Below are 16,046 nucleotides of genomic sequence, written 5' to 3' on the forward strand. Positions count from 1 at the left end.
GGATAATGTTTTGACCGGCATTATCCTTTTTTTCATTTAAACCTAGGAAATATTATGGGCCACCGTTTAAGTAAAATTTATACCCGTACTGGCGACTCAGGCACCACAGGTCTGGGCGATGGATCACGTGTAACTAAAGATGATCTAAGAATTACCGCACTTGGTGATGTCGATGAGCTCAATTCAACCATTGGTGTGCTTCGTGCTCAAATTACCGCAAGCCAAATCACAGACAAAGCGAGATGGGATAAAAGCTTAAGCCTCATTCAACATTGGCTTTTCGACTTAGGCGGTGAAGTGTGTATTCCAAACTATCATTTGCTCCAACCTGTTTCTATTGAGTTTCTTGAACAAGAAATTGACTGTATGAATGAAGACTTACCCATGCTGAAAGAATTTATCTTACCTTCGGGTTCTTTAGCATGTAGCTATGCACACCAAGCTCGTTCAGTATGCCGCCGAGCTGAACGTAGCTTAATGTCAGTGCACACTCGTGATCAAAATATTCAAAGCACCGCACTACAGTTGCTCAATCGTTTATCCGACTGGCTTTTTGTTGCATCCCGTGCTTTGCAGCGTGCTGAAGGTGGCTCAGAAGTACTTTGGCAAAAAAATATCAATGAAACTATTTAAATGTTTCTAAGTTTTTAGAACGAAATAGATTTTTTCGGAGTCTTGCAGTGATCAATTCACTGGAAGGCTTTCTTAGCTTACATTTCTTTCAGGAAAAGTATCCCAAACCATTTGCCAATCGTAAAACTCGCCCACAGCCATCTCTGATCGTGAATATCACAGAAGCATTTCATTCAAATTCAATTCTGCCAAAAACCATTACGAATCGCATTTACGCATATCTAATATCTCTGCCTTAGAATCTATCCCAATCAGATATTTTTAGCGCTACAATCACTCAAAAGACGTATATAGATCAGGTTCAATATGAGAATCATCGGACATCGTGGTGCACGTGGCGAAGCCCCAGAAAATACACTCGGCGGTTTTCAATATATTCATGATCTGGGCATACGTGCGGTTGAATTTGATGTTCGTCAGCTCAAAGACCATGAGCTGATCATTATGCATGATGACAACATGCTCCGAACTACCGGTATCGACCAAGCGCTCTACCCATTAAATAGCACAGAACTTGATAGCTATAACCAAGCACATATTTGGCTAGACTGGGAAAAGCAAAGTACCCCAACACTACGACAAGCACTCCAGATTATGCAGGACTTCGAACATCTTGAAGTTGAAGTCAAAGCCGTGCAAACACAAGCTGAAGCGGAACGACTAACACAACATCTCACACAGCAACTTAGAGGCTTTGAACACAGTGCGGTCATCACCAGTTTTGATCTTAAAATCCTACAAGCACTCCAAGATCAACACTCAACATTTAAACGTGGCTTATTGATTGAAGACGATATTCAACATCTTGCGATTGAACAAGCGCTCAAATACGACTGTTGCCAAATCGGCTGGATGAACCAACTGGCAACCGATGACTTGTTAAAAGCCACACAACAAGCGAATTTAGCCATTAGTGTTTGGACAGTGAATGACATCGAACGCGCCAAACATTTACGTGACTGTGGCATTGATGGATTAATTACCGATTTTCCTAAAATGATGCTACAACATTTGGCAGATGCACATTGAACAAGCCAACGACTGACTTGAGTTTTACATGAGTAGTGACACTGAAAATATTGATTTTTCATATTGATCGCTCTGCTACGATAAAGCCTAGAAATGCTTCGGTAATTTCGATATCTAAACATTCGTATTCTGTTACTGTTTAGTACAATACATCTGTACAATAATGCTAGTGAACCAAGGTTCGCTCATGCTAATATGCTGTAGCTTAATCCATGCAAAAAGTAATGGATTGACCTTCCATTTATACCTCCCAAGGTTTCAGGAGTGCTGTTGGAGATGAATGCTCCCCTACCCAAAGCCCCATTTAACTGGGTTGCAATTTTTGCATTGGTTTTTCTTCCGATTGTGGCTGTGATTGCAATTCCCTTATATGCCTTTCAGCATGATTTCAGCTTAGCCGCTTGGATCAGTATGTTTGTATTACTGGGTGTTAGTAGCTTAGGTATTACCGCTGGCTATCACCGCTTATGGGCACACCGTGCTTATGAAGCAAGCTTACCTTTAAAAATCATTTTGATGATTATGGGTACCTTTGCCGTGCAAAACAGTATTTTATTTTGGAGTTCAGGTCACCGTACCCACCACCGCCATGTCGATGATATCGAGAAAGATCCCTACTCGATTAACAATGGTTTTTGGTATGCCCACATGGGTTGGATGCTTCGAGACTATCCATCAGCAGAACCGGACTTTAAAAATGCACCCGATTTGCTCAATGACAAATTGGTGATGTTCCAACACAAATACTATGTTCCTTTAGTGATTAGCGTCCACATGGGTATTTTATTACCAATCGGTTGGGCTGTAGGCGACTTATGGGGCGTGTTATTGTTGGGCGGATTAATGCGTTTAATCCTCAGCCACCACGTCACGTTCTTCATTAACTCTTTATGCCACATGTGGGGCAAACGTCCGTATACCGACGAAAATACCGCACGTGACAACTTCTGGTTAGCTATTGCGACTTGGGGTGAGGGTTATCATAACTACCACCACATTTTCCAATACGACTACCGTAATGGTGTGAAATGGTGGCAATATGACCCAACTAAATGGTTGATTTGGTCATGCTCAAAACTGGGTTTAGCTAAAAACTTACGTCGTATTCCGAGCTTCAATATTAAAAAAGCTGAACTTGCGATGAAGTTTAAATATGCTGAGCAAGACTTAGAAGTTCATGGTCTCAATGTCAGTGATGACATCAGCTCTGCGAAAGCTCGTATTGCACAGGAATATGATGCTTTTACCCAAACCTTGAATGACTGGGCAAAATTGAAAGAACAAGAAATTCAAGCCAAGAAAACAGCAGTGGCTGAAAAAATCCATCAAATGGATGAAAAGCTCAAAATTGAGTTTCAGTTAGTCGAACAGCGCTTAGGTCATCACCGTCAAACCTTGACCACCTTGATGCGTAGCATTAAAAAAGCGCCTGTTTCACAATAATTGATCTCTGATTCACCATTTCAAAAGAAAGCTCCGCAAGGGGCTTTTTTTAGCAGTTCATAAAGGATAACAGCATGGATATTAACAACATTCCTTTCGGTATCACCAACTGGGCCGAGATACCAACCACCCGCCACACAGGTGATCAGGGTTATGCCCTATGGCATACTCAGCAATTTGACGCGATTCGCGTGCGTATGGTCGAGTATTCTGAGAACTATTTGGCCGACCACTGGTGTTCTAAAGGGCATATTCTGTTGTGCTTAGAAGGCGAACTACACACCGAACTAGATGATGGTCGAACTTTTACCCTCACAGCTGGCATGAGTTACCAAGTTGCAGATCAAGCTGAAGCCCATCGCTCGTCCACCTCAAAGGGTGCCAAGCTGTTTATAGTTGACTAAAACAGTTGGATATATGTCTTAACACTAAAACTTTGCTATATTGATGGGGTCATGGCTTATCCCTTGTGATCCTTCACTATGCAGTTCAATTCACGCTACTCCCTTCTTCCATCAAAGCTTTATCACCATCAACAGCCCTTGCCACTAAAAGGGGCAAAAGCAGGTCATTTCAATGCCGCTTTAGCAGAACAGTTGCAATGGTCTGAAGCCGACAAACAGTCTTGGGTAGAGATTTGTAGCGGACAAAAAACCTTTAGTGAGTTTGAACCATTGGCAATGGTCTATGCAGGACATCAATTTGGTCAGTGGGCAGGACAGCTCGGTGACGGTCGGGGTTTATTGATCGCACAGATTCTCGATCAACATGGGCAAACCATTGACCTGCATTTAAAGGGCGCAGGCTCTACTCCTTACTCGCGAATGGGAGATGGTCGTGCGGTACTTCGTTCCGTCATTCGAGAGTACTTGGCTGGACATGCGCTGAATAGTTTAGGCGTGGCTTCAAGCAACGCGGTGGGCTTTACCTCGTCGGCTCAAGGCGTGCAGCGGGAAAAATTGGAACTCGGTGCAATGATGTTACGTACCTCAGACTGTCATATTCGCTTGGGACATTTTGAGTGGATCAACCAGTACCAACCTGATTTACTCGACGAATTTACCCAAAAATGCATCGCATGGCATTACCCTGAGTGTTTAGAGGCAGAGCAACCTGTTTTGGCATTTGCAACCCAAGTGATTCAACGGACAGCAGTAATGATTGCCAAATGGCAACTGGTCGGCTTCGCACATGGGGTGATGAATACCGATAATTTAAACATTACAGGCTTAACCCTCGATTTTGGCCCTTATGGCTTTATGGAACGCTTCCGCCCGAATTGGATTAACAATCACTCTGACTATCAAGGCCGCTATACCTATCAGCAGCAGCCGAGCATTGGACACTGGAACTTATGGACATGGTTGAACAACCTGATTCCGCTTTGTCCGCAAGACTATGACAAAGAACAATGGAAGCAGGACCTTGCAGATTGCTTAGAGCACTATGAACCCACGTTCTTGGAGCACTACAAACTGGGTTTAAGTCAGAAAATGGGCTTACCTCATTTTCACACTGAGAGTTTTGACTGTGCCATGACTTTCTTACGGATTCTACAAACCGAACAGCTCGACTACACACAAAGCTTTACGCGTTTGCAGAATCAACAATATGAAATGATTAAAGATGACTGCCTTGACCGTCGTCAGTTTGAAATTTTCCTCGCTCAGTATGAACAAATTCGTGCAAATCAAGACACGGCAGAACTCGATGCAGCCATGCAACAAGCCAATCCAGTTTATATCCTACGCAATCACATGGCACAAAAAGCGATTGAACTGGCTGAGCGCAATGATTACTCAGAAGTCGAACGCTTATTTGACCTCCTCAGCCACCCGTTTGAGCGGAATGTAGCACTAGAGAAGGCTGAGGATTTAGCACCTTTACCAACCGATGTTCCAGAGGTGATAGTGAGTTGTTCCTCTTAAGCATTTGGCTTAAACTGTGGATAAATTGAACAATATCTATAGGGCTTCGCCCACTGAGTGATGATCACCATGTCCTTACACCTTATTGCTGCAAAAGCTGCACTTGCCCTACCTGAAGTGACGTGTAGTCAGCCCTTTGGTGAAGGCTGTGATGTCTATAAAGTCATGGATAAAATGTTTTTGCTCAATTCATCTTTAAGTGGGACAGCTTTAAGTAACTTAAAAGTCACGCCTGACCACGGCGCGATGTTACGTGATATTTATCCGTATATTCATGCAGGTTGGCATATGAATAAAAAACATTGGATTTCAATTTATGAGGATGAAGACTTAGATCCTGATTTAGCCATTGATCTAGTACACAGCTCTTATGAGCTCGTGGTATCCAAGCTGAATAAACTACAAAGACAGCGAATCGCTGCGCTTAAAGCCATCACCTAAATATTTATTGAATGAAAAAAAATTTTAATTATTCCTATTACATTTCCTAAAGCTCAACCCTATCACCACATCAAACAGGTCATGGATTTGAACGTATATTGTCTCTGCTGAGCAGCTTTTCGACGTTTTCTACGTATTGCCCATTTGGAACCCAAAATTCGAAACGAAAAGTGAAATGAGACATTTATAGATGATAAAAAAAAGCCCAACATCCTGTCGGGCTTTTTCGTATTGGTTAGCTAGGTATAACTCCTGTCGTACCTCACATCCTAGTGTTGAACTTATCATTTTTGTTTTATGTTTTGGAACTTCCTGTTCTCTATGACTGCATCATATAAAATATTTCAGAGCTGACCTAGACGCAATCCGCTTGAATTAGTGTAAGCCAAAACGTACATAGAAAAATAAGCTTAATTAGACTTACCCCCAAAATTATCCGCAGAAATTGTGGATAGTTTTCAGGATGACTAAAACTGAGCCTTACTCCTAAAAATTACTTTTTGCGTGATTTAAAAGCAACTTTATAGCTCAGTACTTCAATCTGTTGGAAATACAATCACTCTTTCTCGATTTTGCCTATTTAATTATCTATACATATCAATCCGAAAAGATGGAGTATGCAAGTCGCTCACTCTCCACACAACCTAACTAAAAATGATGATGAACGTCATACTAGGACGCTCTCGGATTGAATAAATACTTTATAACAGATGTAATTCTTTCAGATTATATTTTGAGATTCCCCCCATGACTAATAAGCAGATCGTTCAGTTTGATGAATTTACACGTGAACAATTGATTTATGCATTAAAGAAATACGCGATGAAAGAGCTTGAGTTAGATCTTGGAAATTTCCCCGCTCAATTTTTATTTGACTTTATTGTCGAGGAATTTGGGCCTCACTTTTACAATCAAGCCCTAACTGACACCCATGAATGGTTAGCAGAGCGCTTCGCTTATTTGAATGATGACTTGTTTATTTTGACCAAAGAAAAAGTTAAAAAACAAACTAAAAGCTGACTGGAAATATTTATCATTTATATATCAAGCTAAATCCTAAAATATCAAAAATCCTATAAAAAAAGGACTCATATTGAGTCCTTTTCAACATCATCACCTGCGCTTTAACTCTTCTTCGCTTTCAATGTTTTAAATAAAACAAATAACACGAGGATCCACACAGGAAGCATCAACACGGAAAGCATAAAACCTTGATTCCACATGATATATAAAATCATCAGCATAAACACTAAAACAAAATAATTGCTAAACGGTGCAAATAACGCTGGAAACTTAGTTTGAATGCCCTGCTTTTTCATACTCTGTCTAAATTTAAGATGGATCAAACTGATCATCATCCAATTCAACACCGCCGCGCTGACCACAATATAAATCAGATAACTGAGCGCTTTTTCAGGCAAAAAGTAATTCAACAGCACGCAACCAAAAATCAGTAATGCTGAAAATAAAACAGCCGCAATCGGTGTCCCTTGTCGATTAACCTGCTTAAAAACTTGCGGGGCATTGCCTTGTTCTGCCAGACCTAAAAGCATGCGACTATTGGCATACATCCCACTATTACAAACAGAAACCGATGCAGTCAGAATAATAAAATTCAGTAAATGCGCTGCCCAATCAATGCCAATTTGCTTAAAAATAAGCACAAATGGACTTTTATCTAAGCCACCCAAATCCAATTGATTCCAAGGCACTAAAGACAAAAGAATCGCCAGCGAGCAAATATAGAACAGGAAAACCCGAATCACCGTTTGATTGACGGCTTTTGGAATGTTCTTTTCAGGATCTTCGGTTTCCGCAGCCGCCATACTGATCAGCTCAATGCCGCCAAAGGCAAACATCATAAAGGCCAGCATATAAAACAAGCCTTCAAAACCATGTGGGAAAAACCCGCCATGTGCCCATAAGTTCGTGACAGATGCGGTTGAACCGACATCAGCCGTCAACAACAGATAAACCCCGAAGATGATCATGGCGATAATCGCCACAACTTTAATCATCGACAGCCAAAACTCAGACTCCGCATACAGTTTGACATTGGCAAGATTGGCCAGTGTGATCACCACAAAAAACACCAGCACCGAGACCCACGCAGGAATATGTGGCCACCAGTAATTCACATACTTGCCAATCGCGGTCAGTTCAGTCATCACCACCAAGATATACAGTACCCAGTAGTTCCAGCCCGTTAAAAAGCCTGAAAACCGCCCCCAATATTTAAAGGCAAAGTAGCTGAATGAACCTGTCACTGGCTCATGCACAATCATCTCACCGAGCTGACGCATAATTAAAAATGCAATCAAACCGCCAATCATATAACCCAAAATAATCGATGGGCCAGCAGACTCAATAATATGTGCTGAACCTAAGAACAACCCTGTGCCAATTGCACCACCCATGGCGATCAATTGAATATGGCGGTTCTTTAAACGGCGCTGAAGTTTAGGCGTCTCGCTGCTCAAAACACATGCTCATCTGATAAAAAAATGAATTGTACCGCTTGCACAGACGATCAACCAGTCTTGCCCTTTAAAATCGCAGATTACTCGGTTTCATTTCACCAGTTGGAGATTTAAGTGAACTGCTGATTTTGATTGCCGCCTTTGCTTGAATCCCATAAAAAAAGCGGATAAACCTCAGCTTATCCGCTTTTTTATCGTTCAGAAAACTGAATTAATCTTCAGGATATTCAAAACGGTAGCCTACCCCATATACCGCCTGAACCCATTCATGACGGTTGCCTGTTTCAGCTGCATCCGAAATCTTACGACGTAAGTTCTTAATATGGCTATCAATCACACGGTCAGCTACTTCAAAGCTGTCTGGGTTGATATGATCCAGTAGCTGTGCACGTGAATAGACTTGACCCACATGCTCTAAAAACAACTCCAGTAAACGAAACTCGGTCGGCGTTAAGTTTAAAGGCTTTTGTTGATACCAAATGCGTTGTTGCGCTTTATCCATACGGAACAAAGACTGATCTTCAGGCTCAGCTTTACGCTCTAAACGACGTAACACGGCTTGGACACGCGCTACCAATTCTTTTGGGCTAAAGGGTTTACACACATAGTCGTCTGCACCCATGTTCAAGCCAAGCACGCGGTCGATTTCTTCCGTACGTGCAGTGACCATAATAATCGGCAAATCCGACTGTTCACGGACTTTACGGCAAATGGTCAAGCCATCCATACGAGGCACCATTAAGTCTAAAATCATCAGACTCGGTTTACGCTGCGTAAAGCTATCAAATGCGTCCTGACCATCGTGAAACATACTGACTTCAAAGCCCGCTGCTTCAAGATAATCGCGGACCAATTGTGCAAGTTCTACTTCATCTTCAACCAGCATAATATGTTTCATACATACTTCCTTTTGTGTTTCATTTTTTTGGGAACGTTAACTTGCAACGTAAACCACCCAAAGGCGAATGATCAAAACTCAATTCGCCGCCCAAAGCCTGAGCCAGTTTAGCCGATAAAGCCAAACCTAAACCTGTACCACCTGTGCTCCGCGTACGCGAGTCATCGACTCGATAGAAACGCTCACCGAGTCGTGCCAGTTGCTCATCAGTTAAACCATATGGACTGTCATCGACATAGACCGTCCAATCTGTTGCGGACTGTTCAGTATGAATACGAACCTGTCCACCGGCTTCAGTATAACGAATGCTATTACCCAACAAATTGACCATGATTTGCTTAAAGCGGTCAATATCAAGTTGTAACTCGGCGCCCTCACCTTCGACACTAATGCTTAAAAGGGCTTGTTCAAATTTGGGCTTAAAGTTTTCCACTTCTTGCTCAATCACCGCCCACGGGTTCACGGTTGCAAAGTAACAGTTTAATTGCTGTGCTTCCGCTTGTGCCAAATCGGCCAAGTCATGCGTGAGTTTTTTCAAACTGGTCACTTGGCGTAACATGGCCTCAAAATGTTCAGGCGTTGGTTTTCGAATTCCATCTTGCATCGCTTCAATTTGCGCTTGCAACACAGCCAGCGGGGTTTTCAACTCATGCGAAGTATCCGATACCCATTGACGACGTGAAATTTCATGTTGATCTAAAATCACGGCCAGTTGGTTCAGTTCATTGGATAAATCACCCAGCTCATCGTTTCGATTCACTTTAACTTGATGCTGAAAATTACCCTTGGTTAATTCACGCGTACCATTCAATAAACGTTGAATTGGCGTCTTAAAATAAGTCGCAAGTAACAGTGCAGCAATTAAACTAGCAAAAACGGTTAAACCATAGACCAGCAATAAATAACGTTTTTGGTTACTAAAGAAGTTGATACTCAACGCATCATCTTGATCGAGAACTGGTTTCAGCCCCAAGTAGCCCACCACTTGGTTATTCACTACAATAGGACGGAAAGAAACTTGATCATCCGAAGGTTCACCGACCACAAACTGACGCTGCGTATCGTATAAAGACAAACGCGAGCTAAGACCTAAACGGTCAGGCGTGGAAATAAACTGTTTTTTGCCTGTGTTTTGTTTGCTCTCTTGTTCAATCTCTTCTTTTTTACGATCTGGACGAAAAACATTTTGATTGGCGCTGAGCGGGAACTTTAAACCTTCAAAGGGTTGAAACTCAGAAGGTAAATTTTCCTCCAAAGCTTGCAGTTCTTGTTCGGTTAAAATCTGTTTTTCATGTTTGAATTCAGTGGTAGAGACATCACTGAGTAAGGTTTTGGTATTCTCTTTAAAATAACGCTGTTGCAGAGCAATGTCGTACTGGCGACGTAACCACCAACGAGAGAGACGGTCATAATCATCTGGCGCGGCATGTCCTTCAATCTGCAAAATTTGTGCTTGAATGGCATTACCCCAGTCATGATAAGTGCTATAAACGCCTGCTAAGTTATCAATCAGATGATCGAGCTTTTGCATTTCCACGTCCGCCACATATTTGGCAAAATTCTTTTGCATCGTCCAATGCAGCACACCTAAACTCACCGTGGTAATCACCAAAGTGGTCAGCAATACAGTGAGGAATAAGCGTAAAGCAATCGGTACGCGGCGAATCTTCAAAAGCAATCTCTCGGTCATTCTTTTGCCTTGTTATTGTATAGAACACTGCATCAAAAAACTCTCCATTGTTTCTACATCTTTATTATTTAATCTTTAATCATCCAAAATCACATGCTCTTGTATGGGGGAATTGTAGAATGAATAAGATGACAAAAATTGCTTTAGCCACTGCCAGCGTTTTATCTGTAGGTGCGTTGACTGCCTGTCAATCCACCCAAGCACCAAAAGATATGGAGCAGTCGCAACATATGCATGGTCATTATCAAAAAGACCGTCACATGACACCTGAACAACGCGAACAGTTTGAAAAAATGCGTACTGAACGCAAACAGGTAATGCAAGACATTAAAAAAGCCTGCGATGGCAAAGCAGTTGGTTCAGCAGTCCAAGTCAAAGCAGGTGAGCAAACACTAGAAGGCACATGTGCGATTTCATTTAAACCGAACCGTGATGAAATGAAACGTGGTGAACATCGCCCAATGCGTGGTGATCAAGCCGATCGTGGTGAATTCCGTGGCATGCATATGCAACGCGGCGAACCACTAACCGATGCGAAACGTGCTGAGTTAACCCAGCAATACGATCAACGTTTAGCTGAACGTCAAGCGCGTCAACAAACTGCGACCAAAGCCTGCCAAGGTCAAACTGATGGTAAAGCCGTGCAGTTAAAAGTCGGCACACAAACAGTAGATGGCAAATGTATCGTTCACTTCCAGCCTAAATCCCCTGTTTCAGCACCGAATAAGGCCGCTTAAGCCACTCTAAAAAGCATAAATAGATAAAAAAGGCGCAAATTGCGCCTTTTTTATTGGACATAACTTTTTACGCTTTTTGACTATTTATGTCATGCCAAAAGCAGCAAAACTGTTTACACTCAGTGCACTTAGCGATTTTGAATAATATTTATTTGACTTTACAGTCACCAAGAAAAGCACCCGAACCGCTTGTACCAAATTAGAAGATGTTGCACGATTAAGTTATTCCAATCCGTGTCAAAGAAGACACGTTTTTATGTTTATTAGGATTATAAGCTGGTTAAACCAGTATTGAGGAAACCGATATGCCACAATACAAAGCGCCCTTACGTGATATGCAATTCGTACTGCATGAGCTATTGAATGCAGAAGAACACTATTCTAAATTGCCTGCATTTCAGGAAACCGTAAGCCGTGAATTGGTTGACCAATATTTAGAAGCTGCGGCAGATTTCTGTGAAAACGAATTGTCTCCAATCAACCAAAGTGGCGACCGCGAAGGTTGTACTTGGAATGACGGTGTTGTAACGACTCCTACTGGTTTTAAAGAAGCGTATCAAAAATACATCGAACTTGGCTTCCCGTCTCTTTCTGCTGAAGAGCAATATGGCGGTCAAGGTCTACCTGTTTCTTTAGGAAACGTGATTTCTGAAATGGTTGGTACTGCCAACTGGGCTTGGGGTATGTACCCTGGTCTTTCTCATGGTGCGGTACGTACTTTAGAACATCACGGTTCAGATGAACAAAAAGCAACTTATTTACCCAACCTAGTATCTGGTGTTTGGACAGGTACCATGTGTTTAACCGAATCGCACGCAGGTTCAGACTTAGGGATTATCCGTTCTAAAGCAGAACCTCAAGCAGATGGCAGCTATGCAATCACTGGCGAGAAAATCTTTATTTCTGCCGGTGAACACGACATGGCGGATAACATTATCCATATCGTATTGGCGCGTTTGCCTGGGGCGCCTAAAGGCACTAAAGGTATTTCGCTCTTCATCGTACCTAAGTTCCTTGTAAATGCTGACGGTTCAGTTGGCGAGCGCAATGCTGTACGTTGTGGTTCGATCGAACACAAAATGGGTATCCATGGTAACGCAACTTGTGTGATCAACTTTGATAAAGCAAAAGGTTACTTGATCGGACCAGAAAACCGTGGCTTAAACTGCATGTTCACTTTCATGAACACCGCACGTATTGGTACTGCTGTTCAAGGTCTTGCTGCATCTGAAGGTTCTTTCCAAGGTGCTTTAGCATATGCGAAAGATCGTTTAGCAATGCGTTCACTTTCTGGTCCTAAAGCGCCTGAAAAAGAAGCCGATCCAATCATTGTGCATCCTGCGGTACGTAACATGCTGTTGACCCAGAAAGCATTTGCAGAAGGTGGTCGCGCACTAGTGTATCTGTTGTGTCTACACGCAGATATCGTTGAACAAGGTGCAACTGAAGAAGATCGTAAATTCTCTGACAACATCTTGTCTTTACTCACCCCTATTGCAAAAGCATTCTTAACTGAAACTGGTTACGAATCTGCAAATCATGGGGTTCAAATCTTTGGTGGCCATGGCTTTATTTCTGAGCACGGTATGGAGCAAATCGTACGTGATACACGTATTGCTTGCTTATACGAAGGTACTACTGAAATCCAAGCACTTGACTTGTTAGGTCGTAAAGTATTGCAAACTCAAGGTGCAATGTTAAAAGACTTCACTAAGATCATCCATAAATTTGTTGAAGCGAACAAAGACAACGCAGCAATGCAAGAATTTGTTGCACCTTTAGCTGCTGCAAACAAAGAGTGGGGCGATATCACGATGCAAATCGGTATGCGCGCAATGCAAAACCCTGATGAAGTTGGTGCAGCTGCAGTTGATTACATGTATTTCTCTGGCTATGTAACGCTTGCTTACCTATGGGCTCGTATGGCATTGGTTGCTCAGGAGAAACTAGCTGAAGGCACCACTGACGTTGACTTCTACAATGCAAAAGTAACGACTGCTCGCTTCTACTTCAAGAAGATCTTGCCACGTATTCGCTCACACGTTGATGTGATTGCTGGTGGCGTAGAACCATTACTCGCATTAGATGCAGAGCACTTTGCATTCTAAGTAATTAATAACTAATTCGATATTCGAAATAGTTGTACTCTTGAGTACAGAAATGAAAAAGGACAGTCATAGCTTTGGCGGTCCTTTTTCTTTATAAATAGAGCGTTATTTCGCTTGGGTCATTTAACAACACTCTCCGTTGTTAATTAAGCTGTCCTAAGTCTACAGAGATTCAAACAATAAACAGGTGAACGAACATGCCAATTTATAATGCCCCACTTGCGGATATGAAATTTATCCTCAATGAAGTTTTCAATGCAGATCAGTTCTGGCAGTCTAATGAAAATCTAACTCATGTAGACAGTGCGACGGCTGAAGCGATCCTCGAAGAAATGGCTAAATTTGCGCAAAACGTAACCCTGCCTTTAAACCGTACAGGTGATGAAGAAGGCGCAACTTTTAGCAACGGCGCAGTGACTACACCTGCTGGTTTTAAAGAAGCGTTTAAGCAATATGCTGAAGGCGGATGGATTGGCTTAGCGGCTGATGAAGAATGGGGCGGTCAAGGCATGCCAAAAATGCTGACGGTTCTTGCAGATGAAATGCTGTTCGCAACCAACCCATCATTCATGCTCTACCCGCTTCTTTCTGTCGGTGCAGGTATGGCACTAAACAGCTATGCATCACAAGAACAAAAAGAAACCTATTTGCCTAAAATTTACTCAGGCGAATGGTCTGGGACCATGTGTTTAACCGAGCCACATGCAGGTACAGATTTAGGCATTATCAAAACTAAAGCTGAACGTAACGAAGACGGCACCTATAACATTACAGGGACCAAAATCTTTATTACTGGCGGTGACCACGACTTAGCTGAAAATATCATTCACTTGGTTTTGGCAAAAACTCCTGATGCACCTGCGGGTTCTCGTGGTATTTCATTATTCATCGTGCCTAAATTCCTAGTGAATGCAGATGGTTCTGTAGGCGAGCGTAATGCGGCAGGTCCAGGTTCAATTGAACACAAAATGGGGATCAAAGCGTCTGCGACTTGTGTAATGAACTTTGACGGTGCCAAAGGTTACTTGGTGGGTAAAGAAAATGAAGGCCTTGCGGCTATGTTCGTGATGATGAACTACGAACGTTTGTCGATGGGTATTCAAGGTTTAGGCGCATCTGAATTTGCTTACCAAAATGCGGCACAGTACGCGACAGACCGTCTACAAGGTCGTAGCGCGTCGGGTGTTCAATCGCCAGCTAAACCTGCGGACAGCATTTTAGTTCATGGTGATGTGCGTCGTATGTTGCTGAATGCACGTGCGAACAATGAAGCATCTCGTGCATTTGCAGTTTACGTGGGTCAGCAACTGGATATCACTAAGTTCTCAACAGACCCTGAAGCGGTGAAAGCAGCCAATGACCGTGTTGCATTGTTAACCCCTATTGCAAAAGCGTATTTAACCGACACAGCATTCCAAGCAACTTTAGATGCACAAATGGTCTTCGGTGGACATGGTTATATTCGTGAATGGGGCATGGAGCAATGTGTACGTGACTTACGTATTGCACAAATCTATGAAGGCACCAACGGCGTTCAGTCTCAAGATTTAATTGGTCGTAAAACCATTAAATGTGGTGGTGCATTCATCGCAGACTACATTACTGAAATCCGCGATTTTGCTAACAGCTTAGATGCGGACCTAAACTTCATTAAAGATGCAACACTCGATGCGGCAACTGAAGTGGAAGAAGTGACCAAGTATATCCTTGAACGTGCTGCTGAAAGTGCAGAGTTCCCGAATGCTGCAGCAGTAGATTACTTACATGCAGTCGGCCTACTCAGCTTTGCCTATATGTTTGCGCGCATTGCCAATGCCGCTAAGCAAAAAGAGGGCGAGTTCTATCAAAACAAATTGTCATTGGCACTGTATTTTGTACAACGTATTTTGCCAGAATTGGCTTTACGCATTACCAAAGTGAAAGCGGGTGCAGAAGTGGTAATGAACTTCTCTGAAGACTACTTCACCAGCCAAGCTTAATCGCTTAATGACTGAATAAAAAAACGCCTGCTTCATCAGGCGTTTTTTTATTACTCAGCTTTATTTTTGCTTTTATACGTCATGTGCATGAAATTTGCTTATGATGCAATAAACCACCATCAACATATCAGGAGGCAGCCATGACTAACCGTGACCCTAAAATAGAGAAAATAGAAACCCTCCTCGATAAACTGGGCAATACTGCAGTAGAAAGCTTTCACTATGTGGCTTTATTTATTATTGGCTGTATGGTGATTTGGTCGGCAGGACATACCGTTTATGAGATCCTGACCATTAAACAATATGCCTCGATTGATGATATTTTATTGTTATTCATCTACCTCGAACTGGGTGCAATGGTCGGTATCTATTTTAAAACCAACCACATGCCTGTCCGCTTTTTAATTTATATCGCCATCACTGCGCTCACCCGACTTTTAATTTCCGATATCCAGCATGACCACAAAGCGGATATGGATTTGGTGATTATTACGGGTTCAATTTTAATTATGGCGATTGCAATTTTGGTGGTGCGTTATGCATCGTGGAATTATCCTTCAGTAATTCGGGATAAACATGCCGACAAGCCTTTACCTGAAGGGAAAACACCACGCCCACAAGATGATGAACTCGCTTAATTCTTTATTGACCACTAAAAAACCCTCCGTCTAAACAAAGGA

At 42.4% G+C, this 16,046-nt stretch carries 14 protein-coding genes; 11 read left to right on the forward strand and 3 right to left on the reverse strand.

Translation table 11 applies throughout. From position 1 onward, the window contains the following. The first annotated feature begins 54 nt into the window (after positions 1-54). The 7 genes from AC4CUX_RS04135 (at position 55) to AC4CUX_RS04165 (ending at position 6,494) form a co-directional block, all read left to right on the forward strand. Positions 55-633 (forward strand): cob(I)yrinic acid a,c-diamide adenosyltransferase, encoded by a 579-nt coding sequence (locus tag AC4CUX_RS04135; RefSeq protein WP_176538256.1) that lies wholly within the window; start codon positions 55-57, stop codon positions 631-633. A gap of 306 nt (positions 634-939) precedes the next feature. Beyond that, positions 940-1,662, forward strand: a complete 723-nt coding sequence (locus AC4CUX_RS04140; protein ID WP_490792205.1) for a glycerophosphodiester phosphodiesterase — start codon at positions 940-942, stop codon at positions 1,660-1,662. A gap of 276 nt (positions 1,663-1,938) precedes the next feature. Beyond that, the gene (locus AC4CUX_RS04145) at positions 1,939-3,105 is read left to right on the forward strand and encodes an acyl-CoA desaturase (protein ID WP_004697764.1); all 1,167 of its coding nucleotides are present in this window, start codon (positions 1,939-1,941) and stop codon (positions 3,103-3,105) included. Between the two features lie 74 nt (positions 3,106-3,179). Continuing rightward, positions 3,180-3,509 (forward strand): DHCW motif cupin fold protein, encoded by a 330-nt coding sequence (locus tag AC4CUX_RS04150; protein WP_151836109.1) that lies wholly within the window; start codon positions 3,180-3,182, stop codon positions 3,507-3,509. Positions 3,510-3,587: 78 nt separating this feature from the next. Next, the gene (locus AC4CUX_RS04155; RefSeq protein WP_490792206.1) at positions 3,588-5,033 is read left to right on the forward strand and encodes a protein adenylyltransferase SelO; all 1,446 of its coding nucleotides are present in this window, start codon (positions 3,588-3,590) and stop codon (positions 5,031-5,033) included. Between the two features lie 69 nt (positions 5,034-5,102). Continuing rightward, a complete protein-coding gene (locus tag AC4CUX_RS04160; RefSeq protein ID WP_151836111.1) occupies positions 5,103-5,474 on the forward strand; it encodes an MmcQ/YjbR family DNA-binding protein in 372 nt (123 codons plus the stop codon). Positions 5,475-6,221: 747 nt separating this feature from the next. Then, the gene (locus AC4CUX_RS04165; protein ID WP_176538259.1) at positions 6,222-6,494 is read left to right on the forward strand and encodes a DUF2164 domain-containing protein; all 273 of its coding nucleotides are present in this window, start codon (positions 6,222-6,224) and stop codon (positions 6,492-6,494) included. A gap of 104 nt (positions 6,495-6,598) precedes the next feature. On the opposite strand, the gene AC4CUX_RS04170 is transcribed toward AC4CUX_RS04165, so the two are convergent. The 3 genes from AC4CUX_RS04170 to baeS all read right to left on the reverse strand — a co-directional run bounded on the left by AC4CUX_RS04170 (position 6,599) and on the right by baeS (position 10,524). Beyond that, positions 6,599-7,954 (reverse strand): amino acid permease, encoded by a 1,356-nt coding sequence (locus tag AC4CUX_RS04170; RefSeq protein WP_490792207.1) that lies wholly within the window; start codon positions 7,952-7,954, stop codon positions 6,599-6,601. A gap of 211 nt (positions 7,955-8,165) precedes the next feature. Next, positions 8,166-8,852, reverse strand: a complete 687-nt coding sequence (locus AC4CUX_RS04175; RefSeq protein WP_004983596.1) for a response regulator — start codon at positions 8,850-8,852, stop codon at positions 8,166-8,168. 19 nt (positions 8,853-8,871) lie between these two features. Next, a complete protein-coding gene (gene baeS / locus AC4CUX_RS04180; RefSeq protein ID WP_490792616.1) occupies positions 8,872-10,524 on the reverse strand; it encodes a sensor histidine kinase efflux regulator BaeS in 1,653 nt (550 codons plus the stop codon). Positions 10,525-10,661: 137 nt separating this feature from the next. Between baeS and AC4CUX_RS04185 the strand changes: the two genes are divergently transcribed. The 4 genes from AC4CUX_RS04185 to AC4CUX_RS04200 all read left to right on the forward strand — a co-directional run bounded on the left by AC4CUX_RS04185 (position 10,662) and on the right by AC4CUX_RS04200 (position 16,004). After that, positions 10,662-11,279: a hypothetical protein gene (locus AC4CUX_RS04185; protein WP_178928480.1), complete on the forward strand. Its 618-nt coding sequence runs from the start codon at positions 10,662-10,664 to the stop codon at positions 11,277-11,279. 305 nt (positions 11,280-11,584) lie between these two features. Further along, positions 11,585-13,387, forward strand: a complete 1,803-nt coding sequence (locus AC4CUX_RS04190) for an acyl-CoA dehydrogenase C-terminal domain-containing protein (RefSeq protein ID WP_178928481.1) — start codon at positions 11,585-11,587, stop codon at positions 13,385-13,387. Positions 13,388-13,584: 197 nt separating this feature from the next. Beyond that, entirely contained in the window at positions 13,585-15,366 is a 1,782-nt protein-coding gene (locus AC4CUX_RS04195; RefSeq protein ID WP_178928482.1) for an acyl-CoA dehydrogenase C-terminal domain-containing protein, read from the forward strand. Positions 15,367-15,506: 140 nt separating this feature from the next. Next, positions 15,507-16,004: a phosphate-starvation-inducible protein PsiE gene (locus AC4CUX_RS04200; RefSeq protein WP_004983586.1), complete on the forward strand. Its 498-nt coding sequence runs from the start codon at positions 15,507-15,509 to the stop codon at positions 16,002-16,004. Positions 16,005-16,046: the final 42 nt, after the last annotated feature.

The sequence above is a fragment of the Acinetobacter sp. 231_lipA genome (assembly GCF_058243005.1).

Bases quoted from the DNA above. Each gene is read 5' to 3' on its own strand.
- AC4CUX_RS04135 (WP_176538256.1), top strand. From the start codon at position 55: ATGGGCCACCGTTTAAGTAAAATTTATACCCGTACTGGCGACTCAGGC.
- AC4CUX_RS04140 (WP_490792205.1), top strand. From the start codon at position 940: ATGAGAATCATCGGACATCGTGGTGCACGTGGCGAAGCCCCAGAAAAT.
- AC4CUX_RS04145 (WP_004697764.1), top strand. From the start codon at position 1,939: ATGAATGCTCCCCTACCCAAAGCCCCATTTAACTGGGTTGCAATTTTT.
- AC4CUX_RS04150 (WP_151836109.1), top strand. From the start codon at position 3,180: ATGGATATTAACAACATTCCTTTCGGTATCACCAACTGGGCCGAGATA.
- AC4CUX_RS04155 (WP_490792206.1), top strand. From the start codon at position 3,588: ATGCAGTTCAATTCACGCTACTCCCTTCTTCCATCAAAGCTTTATCAC.
- AC4CUX_RS04160 (WP_151836111.1), top strand. From the start codon at position 5,103: ATGTCCTTACACCTTATTGCTGCAAAAGCTGCACTTGCCCTACCTGAA.
- AC4CUX_RS04165 (WP_176538259.1), top strand. From the start codon at position 6,222: ATGACTAATAAGCAGATCGTTCAGTTTGATGAATTTACACGTGAACAA.
- AC4CUX_RS04175 (WP_004983596.1), bottom strand. From the start codon at position 8,852: ATGAAACATATTATGCTGGTTGAAGATGAAGTAGAACTTGCACAATTG.
- AC4CUX_RS04185 (WP_178928480.1), top strand. From the start codon at position 10,662: ATGAATAAGATGACAAAAATTGCTTTAGCCACTGCCAGCGTTTTATCT.
- AC4CUX_RS04190 (WP_178928481.1), top strand. From the start codon at position 11,585: ATGCCACAATACAAAGCGCCCTTACGTGATATGCAATTCGTACTGCAT.
- AC4CUX_RS04195 (WP_178928482.1), top strand. From the start codon at position 13,585: ATGCCAATTTATAATGCCCCACTTGCGGATATGAAATTTATCCTCAAT.
- AC4CUX_RS04200 (WP_004983586.1), top strand. From the start codon at position 15,507: ATGACTAACCGTGACCCTAAAATAGAGAAAATAGAAACCCTCCTCGAT.